The organism is Microcoleus anatoxicus (assembly GCF_042465725.1).
GTDB lineage: Bacteria > Cyanobacteriota > Cyanobacteriia > Cyanobacteriales > Microcoleaceae > Microcoleus > Microcoleus anatoxicus.
In genome coordinates this window covers 890,479-902,558 of sequence record NZ_CP120853.1, presented here as the reverse complement: position 1 = coordinate 902,558, position 12,080 = coordinate 890,479, and the positions used below count along the sequence as shown (strand labels likewise).

Below are 12,080 nucleotides of genomic sequence, written 5' to 3'. Positions count from 1 at the left end.
CCGAAGGGCTTTCATTCTTATTCCCTCTTCCCTCTTCCCTCTTCCCTCTTCCCTCTTCCTTCTTCCTTCTTCAATCTTCCTTCATCCCAACCAACAAGCTGCTGGAAAAATTATATACTCTAGAAAAAATAACTTCCAGATCGATTGATAAAATTGAGCTACCTGCATTTTATCCTCCAAATCAACTTTGAGGCTCCAAAACCACATCAAACCCAAAGCCACCACATGAGTAAGCGCCAGAAATCCTAAATTAACATTTGGCAATATTAACACTCCTGCTAAAATTATGCCGACATAACAAACAGTCAATACCCAGCGAGACAAATCAAAGACGGCCGGCTTTCCCATTTTAATCGTAAACGTCGTAATATTGTATTGCCGATCGCCCTCCATGTCAGGAATATCTTTAAAAATGGCGATCGCAAAGGTAAACACCACTACAAATACCGTCAGTACCCAAACTTTCCCAGGAATCGCCACAGACAAACTCTCCAAATCCCAGCCCGAAACAACACTTTTCGCCCTTCCCAAACTCAACACCCAATTAAAGTGCAAAAATAACCCTAAATTTACAATCGCGCCCCGCACCGTAAAAATGCACAGCGCCGCCCAAAAAGGAAACCGCTTCAGGCGAATTGGCGGCAGAGAATAAGCAGTCCCTATCGCCAAACTGACACCCACAGTCGCCAGCAAAAACGGTCCCTGCAAAATCGCCGTTAAAATTGCGATCGCACCAGTCAAAGCAACTATTAATTCTCCGGTTTTATGAGAAAACTCTCCCGATGCTAGGGGCAAATAAGGCTTATTAATTTTATCTATTTCAACATCTTCTAACTGATTCAATCCCACAATATAAATATTACCACAAATACAAGCTAACCAGGCAAACGCCAGCGGTAAAACTACAGGATTCGCCAACAGTAGATCGCTTTGGGCGATCGCATACAAAGCCAACACGCTCAAGCTAGTACCGATAATTGTGTGCGGCCGAGAAAACTCCCAAAACGCCCTCAGCCAGCCTTGGGGAACCAAACCATTGCGATCGCTCTCAGACTTACCCAAAGAATCATTACTCATAAACCTAAATTGCCCCAAAAATTAATTAACAAATTGTCTCACAAAATAAGAACATATCTTAAAATGAAATTGCTTAGTCACCAGGTGAGGGAAACAGACTGTTGTCTCCCCACCGCCCTTTTTCTGTTAAACCCTACCCCACAAAGCCAAACCACCACCTCGTCCCCTAGCTGCAATTATCCCATCTTCCACTAGAAAATAAGCAAAAAAAGCCTGTTTCCCCACACTCAAACTCAAAAATTCCGCCTCCCGCGCTTCCCCACCGCGAATATATCCTTGATATACAGTTTTCCCCAACAACTTCACCATAATTCTGGTAAAATCAAAAGCTAAAATATTATTAGGTAAAAACTTAGTAGGCCCGGAAAGAGTCAGTTCCATAGTACCAACTTTCACAGAATTTTCGACTCTGCCAATTTCACTATTGTCTTCTCCTTGGGCCACAGGTGCTGCGGAGTAAGCTATTTGAATTTTCGCAATCCACTGAGGAATGTATTTTCCCGCACCTAAGACAATCCCCCCTTTTTGTCGAGTCTTTTTTGTGCCAGTGATAAAGCACAGTTGCCAGTGGCCGATTAGCTGCTGAAAACTATAGCGAGGTTTAGTTTTTTTGGAGTTTTTTTCGGCGGCTAGCAGGGCTGTGACTACGGCGCTGGAAGATGGTTTAGAATTAGATTTGGCGGCTTGTTCTAGAATTGATATATGTTCCATTTAACCAACAATATAGTAGCAGGAAGTTTGGGAGTGATGAGTTTACTCCTCAACAGCGAAATTAGACGCTAATCAGGACTAAAGTCCTGACTACAAATTTAACTACAGATGTATTTTACCGCTCATCTACTTAATTAGTGGAGAAAAACATGGTTACGATCGCCCCAAACAACACAGAAATCATCATCATCGGCAGTGGAATCGGTGGCTTATGTTGCGGTGCAATGCTTGCCCGCTATGGATTTGAGGTTATAGTTTGCGAAAGTCATTCCCTCGCCGGCGGGGCTGCACACGGCTTTGAAAAGGGCGGATTTAACTTCGACTCCGGGCCCTCTCTCTACTCAGGACTATCTTACAGCCCCTCGGCAAATCCGCTGCGACAAGTTTTGGATGCGATCGGCGAACAACTCCCCTGCATCACCTACGATACTTGGGGCTGCTGTTTGCCCGAAGGCGATTTCGACACTTCCGTCGGCGCGAGTCAATTTGGGGAAGTGCTCGCCAGACTGCGAGGCACCGCCGCAGCTAATTCCATCGCCCCCGTGCACAAACATTTGGAAATGCTGCGCAGTATGAGAAATCTCCAATAATTATTGGTGGTTTCTGGTTTGTTATTTGTCAATTTTGATTAACTTTACGCTCAGTAACTAAAGTCAAACTTACCCATTCACCTTTCTCATTATAACTGCGAATCATCCGCAACCTCAAGTCAGGTTCAACCAACCAACCAGCCTCGAAAAATACAGATTTTCTGAGTTCAACTTGCACAGGTAATGTGCAAGAACCACCGTCAGGAAGCAGCAAAACTTGCATCGGCGTAGTACCTTCCTTAAAATTAATCACCGAACCTTCTATAGTACCTGTCGAAGCGATCGTCTTAGCCTCAGCATTCGTGCCAAAACTAATTTTCTGCACCAGGCGATCGCCACTTTCCAAATCCAATTGCAGTTTGGTAGCATAGCAATCAGGCTCGCGCCAATCTGGATACATCGTCACTGCTTCCCCATGCCATTCTCCCAGTAAAGCGTCAATAGTCAAAGGCGGACGTTCAGGCACATTTTTATCCGGCTGCTGTTCCCGAATTAAAGTCAACGTTGATAAATTTCCCTTGGTGTCGTACAACTGAACTAACCGCAATCGGCGATAATTATAGACAAAACCAAACTCAGCACCGCATTCCGAAAAAGGCGCTATTTGAATAGTCCCCTGACAAAAAGCTCCATTCTCAAAAAATAAGATATCCCGTCCCAAATTTTGATATTCTCGAACCAGTTCCCGGACTTCTGGTTCGCCGACACCACTAGGATTTGGGTAAAAACGACGCAGTTTTAATCTGACAGTTTTACGCTCGTTAAGACTTTCGAGAGTAATAATACTAGGAGTATCTTCAACAACCTCTCCCCGTGGCGATAACTGAGTAAAAGAACCGTGCCATTCTCCCAAATTTTGCAGAAAGTTTTCCCATTGTGATACCATATTTTTACCTCTCACTTTCTCCAAATTTTATCATAAAATATAATTTTTTAAGTTACTTAAACTATAGATTTTCCCCCTTCTTCCTTCTTATTTCCCCCTTCTTCCTTCTTATTTCCCCCCTTCTTCCTTCTTATTTCCCCCTTCTTACTTCTTATTTCCCCCCTTGGGGGGGGTAGGGGGGGGTTCTTCTTCCTTCTTCCTTCTCCCTTCTTCCTTCTTCCTTCTTCCTTCCCCCCTTGGGGGGGGTAGGGGGGGTTCTTCTCCCTTCTCCCTTCTTCCTTCTTCCTTCTTCCTTCTTCCTTCTTCCTTCTTCCTTCTTCCTTATGTCAAAAAATAGAATGATAACTCTGCTAACAGATTTTGGATTAAGCGATGTTTATGTCGGAGTCATGAAAGGTGCGATCGCCCAAATCAACCCCCAACTCAAAGTCATCGACATTACCCACGACATTGGGCCTCAAAATATAGCCGCGGGTAGGTTTTGTCTAATGACTGCATATGCTTATTTTCCCACAGAAACCGTACACATTGCCGTCGTCGATCCTGGTGTGGGGAGTAGCAGAAGGGCGATCGCGATTCAATGTGCGAATTGCTTCCTTGTCGGGCCCGATAACGGGTTGTTTAGCGGAGTATTGAGTCGGGAAAGGGCGATCGCCTGCGTCGAACTCACCAACCCCCAATACTGGCGCACACCTCAACCCAGCAGCACTTTCCACGGTCGCGATATTTTCGCTGCTGTGGGCGCTCATGTGGCGACTGGGGTGCGGTTGGAAGAATTGGGAGAGGCGATCGACCCCGCCAGTTTAGTACAGTTACAGATACCAAATTGTGCCATTACAGCCACTGGTATAGAAGGCTGTGTTCAATATGGCGATCGCTTTGGCAACCTAATTACTAATATCCCAAAACATAGCATTCAAACCGAAAATTGGTCAATTACAATTAGCAATTTTAACAATACAATATTCATACCCAGCGGCCAAAGCTACAGCGACAGCCAGCCGGGAGATTTGATTGCCATAATAGGTTCCGAAGGCTGGGTAGAAATCTCCGTTAACGGCGGCAGCGCTCAATCTCTACTAAAACTGGACTGTGGGGCGATCGTGCAATTAGTTTTTGAAACTAACAATTAAAATCATCTCTTTTAGTCCGTGCAGGCGGACTTCGTTCGTGTAGAAGCGATTTCAATCGCCGATTCATATCTGAATAAAAATTAGACTACTTAGCAAAATCAAAAACAATAATTATTGACCTCAAAAAGTAGCCTACTTTGAGGTAAACTAAATCTAGATGGTTCCTCTGTTAACAGTTGATTATATAATTTATTCGCTTGCCCAAAAGAGTCTTGAGGCAAAAATCTAAATATTGATGCAGCAATATATTGTTTTTCTTGTTCAAAACTTATCCAGTTTCGTGATAATTCTTCTGCGGCATGACCAGTAGTATTAGAACCCGAAAAAATATCTACTACCAAGTCTCCCGGTTCAGTAAGGAAATTTATAAAAAATGACGGTAATCTTTCGGGAAAACGTGCGGGATGCACCTTAATATTAAACTCTTTGCACCAACGCAAGTATTGAGAATTACTTTCTGAATTAGCAATTTCTAGTAAATTAGATGGAATAGCACCTCCATTATCTTTAGCAAATCGATCGCTAATATTATGACCGGAAGGACGTTCCTTGGGCGTGTAAAATTCATCAGCATTTTTCAAGAGTTTTTTCATTCTCTCAGAATACTCTACTTTGACTTTAGTAATATTTGCTTTAGGCCGCTCTGTTTTAGCAAGCCACCAAACAGTATTTACAGAATCTTTAGCCCGAATTTTCTGTTTATTCACCCACTCTATAGGAGATGGAAGTTTTGAAGGATTAAACCAGAAAAACTCTTGAGCAAGCTTAAATTCATATTCGTCACATAACCTAATAAGTACGCGGTAATTGTAGAGCGAACGTACAGGTATTCCTTTTTGATAAGCACCCCCAAGGTCTATAACAAAACTTCCAGTATCCTTGAGAACTCTTTTAATTTCAGGAGCAAAGCCCAGCAGCCAATCAACATATAAATCTTGATCTTCATTTCCATAACTCTTTTTGCGTTGCAATGCAAAAGGAGGAGATGTCATCACCAAATCTACAGAATTGCTAGCAAGACTATTCAGAAGATGAAGAGAATCTCCCAAATAAGATTGACCGTATTTGGTGGTGTAAATTGGCGCCGGCAAAATGTTACTCATTTGTAATTTAGATTTTAGTTTAAGGTACAACAGACACAAACTGGTTTAATTATCATCCAGATCCGTACTTTCAGTACGTTGTTTAGTCCGTAAATTCTTCGTACTATTCACAAAGCGAACTTTCAGTTCGTTTTTATGAATTGTAAAGAGCATGAATTACAAAGAAGCCAGACGACAATTTGCGGCAAAAGTAAGCCAGTTGCGCCGACAAAAAAGGATAACACAGGACGAACTAGCAGAACTTATAGACAAGACTACTGACTATATCAGCTTATTGGAACGCGGTGAAAGATCCCCATCCTTTGAACTTATTTTTTCTCTGGCAGAAGCTCTTGATGTACCCGCTACTTATTTAATCAGTTTTAGTCAAAGTGGTGAGAATAAAGCTCTCGTTAACACACTCATAGCTGAACCAGTTTCCCCTTCCGTTGTAGAGCCTGTGGAAGAGGCTGTTACTACAAAAGAAGAACGTATTTCAGATGCTAAACGGCTAGAAAATGCGATGAAAAGCATCCAAGAATTGCAAAATCTCGCAAATGAATATGGGATTACCGATATTTTTCAAGATAATGGAGGAAAGACTTTACAGTTATTAATCCTTTTAGGGCTGCGTATATCACCGGGTCGCGAAGGAAATGATGCTATTGATGCCGAAGGAAAAGAATACGAGCTTAAAACAATCAATATTTCACTTAATCGCAGCGGTGGCGTGACGACTCACCATCATTTGAATGAGATTATACTTGAAAAATATCGCAAAGTGGGAGCTTGGTATATTGGATTGTATGAAGGCATAACTCTCAAGCAAATTTATAAACTCACACCCGAACTTCTAGAACCCAAATTTAAAGAATGGGAAGAAAAACTCAAAGTTAGAAATGACGCACTTAATAACCCTAAAATTCCCTTAAAATTAGTTAGACGGGGAGAACTTGTCTACTCAGATAGTCAAGGATAGCCCCCCGCCAACAAATTTGATTTTGAGAATTAGCTTATGTATAGAGCCTATAAATGCAGACAGCTATCAGCAGCTAAAATTAAGCAACCACAAAATTCACCAACTTTCCAGGCACCACAATCACCTTTTTAATCTCCTTACCCTCCAGATGCCGCTTAGCCAAATCTGACTCGCGAGCAAAGTTTTCCAAAGCAGCTTTGTCCGCACCAGAAGGCACTTGAATTGTACCGCGAGTCTTGCCCATAACCTGAATTACCAGCGTAATTTCATCAGTAACTAATGCGGAAGCATCCACCATCGGCCAAGTTTGCGTGTGTACCGATTCACTGTTACCAATTAAGTGCCACAACTCATCAGCAATGTGCGGTGCAAAAGGCGCTAACAATCGAATCAAAGTATTGATTCCTTCTGCATAAATCGGCGAATCTTTACATTTAGCATCAGTCAAAGCATTGCTCAATTTCATCATTTCCGAAACCGCAGTATTGAACTGATACTCACCCTCCAAATCATCGCTCACTTCCTTAATCGCAATGTGAATCGCCCGCCGCAAATCCTGCTCAGCTTTACTTAAATTATCCTTCTCCCCCCCTTGGGAAGAAATAGCAGAGGCTAAATTATCCTTCTCTCCCCCTTGGGAAGAAATAGCAGAGGCTAAATTATCCTTCTCCCCCCCTTGGGAAGAAATAGCAGAGGCTAAATTATCCTTCTCCCCCCCTTGGGAAGAAATAGCAGGGGGTAAATTATCTTTCTCCCCCCCTTGGGAAGAAATAGCAGGGGGTAAATTATCTTTCTCCCCCCCTTGGTAAGGGGGGGCAGGGGGGGGTGGAGCAAACTCTGTTACCAACCGCCAAACGCGATTTAAAAAGCGGAATTGTCCTTCTACATCAGCGTCATCCCACTCCAAATCTTTCTCCGGCGGCGCTTTGAATAAAATAAACATCCGCGCCGTATCAACCCCGTATTTTGCCATAACATCCAAGGGGTCAACACCGTTGTATTTTGATTTGGACATCTTCTCATAGAAGACTTGCAAAGGTTCTCCCGTCTGAGGATCTTTTGGATTTGCCGCATCTACTTCGGCGGGAGGAACATATTTGCCAGTAACGGGATTTTTATAGGCCATTGCTTGCACCATGCCTTGAGTTAATAGGCGCTTAAATGGTTCGTCGCAATTAATCAAACCCCGATCGCGCAAAACCTTAGTAAAGAACCGTGAATACAGTAAATGCAGGATTGCGTGTTCAATTCCACCGACATATTGATCCACCGGCATCCAATCATTAGTTTTCGCCGTATCAAATACTTGCTCCTCATTTCTCGCATCGGGATAGCGCAAGAAATACCAAGAAGAATCAATAAAAGTATCCATCGTATCGGTTTCTCGCTTAGCCGGAGTGCCGCAACTCGGACAAGGAACATTCACCCACTCTTCCAGCTTTGCTAACGGCGAACCTTTGCCCGTAAATTCTACATTTTCCGGCAAAACTACTGGCAAATCCGATGCGGGTACCGGTACGATTCCGCAGTTGGGACAGTGAATGACAGGAATGGGAGTACCCCAATAACGCTGTCTAGAAATCAACCAATCTCGCAAACGATATTGGACTCGTGCTTTGCCATAACCTTGATTTTCGGCATATTTAATAATCGCTGCTTTGCCTTTAATTGAATCCATACCGTTGAAGCTTTCAGAATTAATCATAATTCCAGGTTCGGTGTAAGCTTCGGTCAACGGCATCTCATCATCATCAACAATTACTATTTTAATTGGCAGTTGGTATTGAGTGGCAAATTGAAAATCTCGCGTGTCATGGGCCGGTACTCCCATCACGGCACCAGTACCATATTCATACAGTACATAATCCGCAATCCAAATGGGCATTTCTTCCCCATTGAAAGGATTGATTGCTTTGCCACCTGTGGGAATGCCACGCTTGGGTTTGTCTTCGGCTGTGCGATCGATTTCGGTTTGCAGTGCCACTTCTTTCACAAAGTTTTCGACTGCCGCTTTTTGCTCCGGTGTAGTAACGCGATTAGTTAAGGGATGTTCCGGGGACAATACAACATAACTCACGCCATAAACTGTGTCTGGACGAGTGGTGAAAACAGCGATTTTTTCATCCATCCCCACAATGGGAAATTCTAAGTAAGCGCCGACGGATTTGCCAATCCAGTTGGCTTGCATTAATTTGACTCTTTCGGGCCAATCTGGCAATTTGTCTAAGTCATTTAATAACTGTTCGGCATAATCGGTAATTTTGAGAAACCATTGTCGCAATAATTTGCGCTCTACTTTGGCACCGGAACGCCAGGAACGACCTTCGTTATCGACTTGTTCGTTTGCTAAGACTGTTTGATCGATGGGGTCCCAATTAACTGTCGCTTCTTTTTGATATGCTAATCCTGCTGCTAAAAATTGCAAGAAAATCCATTGAGTCCAGCGATAATAATCGGGTGAACAAGTTGTAACTTCTTTTGTCCAATCAAAGGAAATGCCTAGGCGATGAAATAAGTCTTTCATTTGGGCAATATTTTGATTAGTCCATTGTGCCGGGGGAATTCCTCTCTCGATGGCCGCATTTTCTGCGGGTAAACCAAAAGCGTCCCATCCCATCGGATTCAATACGCGATAGCCTTGCATCCGCTTGAGTCTGGCAATTACATCAATAATTGTGTAGTTGCGGACGTGGCCCATGTGCAGGTTTCCTGATGGATAGGGGAACATGGATAAGGCATAAAATTTAGGCTTTTGGGTATCTTCTGGCATTTGGTCTAAGTTTTGCTCAGCCCATGTCTGTTGCCATTTTTCTTCTATGGATGCGGGGTTATATCTGGAATCCACAACAATTTCTCCTTTTAGGATTTAGTAGTGTTTGCTTGAATATTTTTGCACATTCAAGGGGCTTCGATTCGGATTTTTTTGAGTTCCAAGGATTTTGGCTCCTGTTTGTGTATTATATATTGTAGTATATAAATTTTGGTTGGGGGCAATGGGGAATCGGGAATGGGGAATCGGGAATCGGGAATGGGGAATCGGGAATGGGGAATCGGGAATGGGGAATCGGGAATGGGGAATCGGGAATGGGGAATCGGGAATGGGGAATCGGGAATGGGGAATCGGGGAATCGGGAATGGGGAATCGGGCATAAAGCATAGGGTATTACCCATTACTTATTAGCTATTACCCATTACTTATTAGCTATTACCCATTACCCATTCCCCATTACCTATTACCTATTTTCGATGGTACATCATCTTTCACCAGAAAGACTGTAGGCGCAACCACTCCCCAGCCACAGTTACTGTTTTTGGGCGTTACCAGCGTGCAAACCACACTCTTTTAATGTCGATTCTTCCCACCACCAGCGACCTTCCCGTTCGTGTTGATTTGGCAATACTGCTTTGGTACAAGGTTCGCAACCAATGCTGACAAAACCGCGTTCGTGCAGTTTATTATAGGGGACATCCAAAGCACGAATGTAATCCCAAACTTCTGCGGAAGACCAGTTTGCTAAGGGGTTGAATTTAATTAATTCATGGTCGGGAGTAGAAAATGCACTATCCTGTTCAATCACTGGAATATGGTTGCGGGTACTGGGGCTTTGGTCTTTCCGTTGGCCAGTAATCCACGCATCTAAAGTATTTAGTTTCCGGCGCAGTGGCTTGACTTTTCGCACGCCACAACATTCTTTGTGCCCATCTTCATAAAAGCTAAACAATCCCTTTTCGTCTACTAAGGCTTGTACTTCCGCTGCATCGGGAAACATGACTTCTATTTTAATGCCGTAATGTTTTCTAACTTGTTCTAAAAAATGATAAGTTTCCGAGTGCAATCTTCCGGTGTCTAGGGTGAAAACGCGGAAGTTTTTGGTGAGTTTTGAAGCCAGATCGATCAGCACTACATCTTCGGCACCACTGAAAGAAATGGCAATATTGTCAAAATTTTCTAGGGCAAATTTAAGAATATCTCGCGGTGTTTTTGTGCTGTACTCTGCTTCGAGGGCTGCAATGTTTAGATTGGTTCCAATGGCTACCATAGTTTTCTGTTCTCCGTGTTATTTTTTGTCTAACCCTGAATTGTAACCGATCGCAGTCTCTCTCATACCGATCGATTTGACAATCCAGCATCCACGCTACAGAAGCCCGGATTCATCCCTGGAGAAACAGAAAACCTGCTATCCCATTGATTTGGGAACAGATTTATTCCTTCGCCGACAGACTGACGGGGTTGCTTTCTTCAAGAGACTTCTCCTCAAAAGCTGCTAAAGAACAGGTAAGATGACTGTTCCACCATCATTTTGGGAGATGTCTCATACACTTCTGGCAAAAAGCTGGTCAAGCACAGGCCTCAAAAGCCTATTTAACTATCATGTTGGGAGATGTCTAATAGTCTCCTCTAACATCTAAAATCGGTATGTGAGTTATATTTGTATTTGCATTGGGGTGAATTTATCCGTCAAGCGCTAAAGTCAAAGAGGCGATCGCAGCGTCGCGATTAAAACTTATCTACGGTCAAAAATAGCAAAGAAGTGTAGAACCATGTCAAAAATCTTAGTAGTAGACGATGTTCCCAGCGAACTAGAAATCATCTGTCGCATTCTTCAAGATGTGGGACTGGAAGTGATCCGGGCGGGAGATGGCGCAGAAGCGATCGCCCGTATCCAAGAAAAAGCGCCGGATCTGGTCGTTTTAGATGTAGTAATGCCACGAATGAACGGATTTGAGGTGATTCGAGAATTGCGGGGCGATCGCAAAACCGCATATTTGCCCGTAGTATTTTGTACTCATAAAAACACCGAGATCGATAAAGCTTGGGGAACTGATTTAGGGGCAGATGCTTACCTCAGCAAACCCTTTGAACCTCAGCAACTTGTCAACATTGTACAGCGTTTGCTATCAAAATAAACTCCTGCTCAAAGATAGATATTTTTTTATATTGTCACGGGGATCTAGGGCGAAATTTTGCCAAGGGCGAGTTCTGGCGATCGAATAAGGGCAAACAGATAGCACATAATTTCTTTTTTTAAGCTACACTAGAGACTAAAAATAAGCCATGAAAACAACTGCTTCTGGCAGTACAGGGAATCAGACAAATGGAACAAAGCAATTTCTCGTCTTCGCTCAAGCAGACAGTTTGTTTGGCGTCGAGTTAGAAACAGTGCGGGAAGTGCTTTCCCTCAAAGAACAACCCATTTCGCCGGTGCCGAACACCCAGTCATTTTTGCTGGGATTAACCAACTTGCGAGGCGAAATTTTAGCCACAGCAGACTTTGGTCAATTCACAGGTATCGCACCAGTTGATACCCACCATTCCAGCAGTCGCATCTTAGTTGTGGAAGCGCCCGATCCGCGAGACTTAAGACTGTCTAAAATGCGCATTGGCTTAGCTGTCTCCCGCGTTGAAGGAGTTTTACCTCTGAATCCCGATCGCATTGTCTCCGCCATAGATGTCAGTTCTGACCTCGCCCCCTTTCTCAAAGGTTTGTACAATTGTGATGGACGCTTACTCATGATTGTTGATGTAGAAGCGATCGCCCATTCCGAACGCTGGTAAGGAGCATAATTTTGATTTGGGAATGGAGAATTGCAAATAACCAATAACCAATAACCAATAACCAA

11 protein-coding genes and 1 pseudogene are annotated in these 12,080 nt (G+C 43.4%); 6 read left to right on the top strand and 6 right to left on the bottom strand.

From position 1 onward, the window contains the following. Nucleotides 1–81 precede the first annotated feature (81 nt). The gene (locus P2A85_RS03835; protein WP_377477639.1) at nt 82–1,077 is read right to left on the bottom strand and encodes a homogentisate phytyltransferase; all 996 of its coding nucleotides are present in this window, start codon (nt 1,075–1,077) and stop codon (nt 82–84) included. Nucleotides 1,078–1,203: 126 nt separating this feature from the next. Continuing rightward, nucleotides 1,204–1,788: a hypothetical protein gene (locus tag P2A85_RS03830; RefSeq protein WP_377477637.1), complete on the bottom strand. Its 585-nt coding sequence runs from the start codon at nt 1,786–1,788 to the stop codon at nt 1,204–1,206. Between the two features lie 149 nt (nt 1,789–1,937). Between P2A85_RS03830 and P2A85_RS03825 the strand changes: the two are divergent. Beyond that, a pseudogene (locus P2A85_RS03825) lies at nt 1,938–2,312 on the top strand (NAD(P)-binding protein); the annotation flags it as partial. Between the two features lie 94 nt (nt 2,313–2,406). On the opposite strand, the gene P2A85_RS03820 reads toward P2A85_RS03825, so the two are convergent. Next, nucleotides 2,407–3,264, bottom strand: coding sequence for a DUF3598 family protein (locus tag P2A85_RS03820; RefSeq protein WP_377477635.1), 858 nt, complete (start codon nt 3,262–3,264; stop codon nt 2,407–2,409). A gap of 323 nt (nt 3,265–3,587) precedes the next feature. On the opposite strand from P2A85_RS03820, the gene P2A85_RS03815 reads away from it, so the two are divergent. Beyond that, nucleotides 3,588–4,397, top strand: a complete 810-nt coding sequence (locus tag P2A85_RS03815) for an S-adenosyl-l-methionine hydroxide adenosyltransferase family protein (RefSeq protein WP_377477633.1) — start codon at nt 3,588–3,590, stop codon at nt 4,395–4,397. A gap of 98 nt (nt 4,398–4,495) precedes the next feature. Here P2A85_RS03815 and P2A85_RS03810 read toward each other — a convergent pair whose 3' ends face one another. Then, the gene (locus tag P2A85_RS03810) at nt 4,496–5,500 is read right to left on the bottom strand and encodes a site-specific DNA-methyltransferase (RefSeq protein ID WP_341736149.1); all 1,005 of its coding nucleotides are present in this window, start codon (nt 5,498–5,500) and stop codon (nt 4,496–4,498) included. Between the two features lie 151 nt (nt 5,501–5,651). Between P2A85_RS03810 and P2A85_RS03805 the strand changes: the two genes are divergently transcribed. Next, nucleotides 5,652–6,458, top strand: a complete 807-nt coding sequence (locus tag P2A85_RS03805; RefSeq protein WP_371115143.1) for a helix-turn-helix domain-containing protein — start codon at nt 5,652–5,654, stop codon at nt 6,456–6,458. Nucleotides 6,459–6,537: 79 nt separating this feature from the next. Here P2A85_RS03805 and leuS read toward each other — a convergent pair whose 3' ends face one another. After that, the gene (gene leuS, locus P2A85_RS03800) at nt 6,538–9,303 is read right to left on the bottom strand and encodes a leucine--tRNA ligase (RefSeq protein ID WP_377477630.1); all 2,766 of its coding nucleotides are present in this window, start codon (nt 9,301–9,303) and stop codon (nt 6,538–6,540) included. Nucleotides 9,304–9,465: 162 nt separating this feature from the next. Between leuS and P2A85_RS03795 the strand changes: the two genes are divergently transcribed. After that, nucleotides 9,466–9,639 (top strand): hypothetical protein, encoded by a 174-nt coding sequence (locus P2A85_RS03795; protein WP_377477628.1) that lies wholly within the window; start codon nt 9,466–9,468, stop codon nt 9,637–9,639. A gap of 121 nt (nt 9,640–9,760) precedes the next feature. Here P2A85_RS03795 and P2A85_RS03790 read toward each other — a convergent pair whose 3' ends face one another. Then, nucleotides 9,761–10,489: a phosphoadenylyl-sulfate reductase gene (locus tag P2A85_RS03790; RefSeq protein WP_377481284.1), complete on the bottom strand. Its 729-nt coding sequence runs from the start codon at nt 10,487–10,489 to the stop codon at nt 9,761–9,763. A 511-nt stretch (nt 10,490–11,000) separates the two neighbouring features. Here P2A85_RS03790 and P2A85_RS03785 point away from each other — a divergent pair. Beyond that, nucleotides 11,001–11,366, top strand: coding sequence for a response regulator transcription factor (locus tag P2A85_RS03785; protein ID WP_371124039.1), 366 nt, complete (start codon nt 11,001–11,003; stop codon nt 11,364–11,366). Between the two features lie 148 nt (nt 11,367–11,514). After that, entirely contained in the window at nt 11,515–12,015 is a 501-nt protein-coding gene (locus P2A85_RS03780) for a chemotaxis protein CheW (protein ID WP_377477626.1), read from the top strand. Nucleotides 12,016–12,080 lie beyond the last annotated feature (65 nt).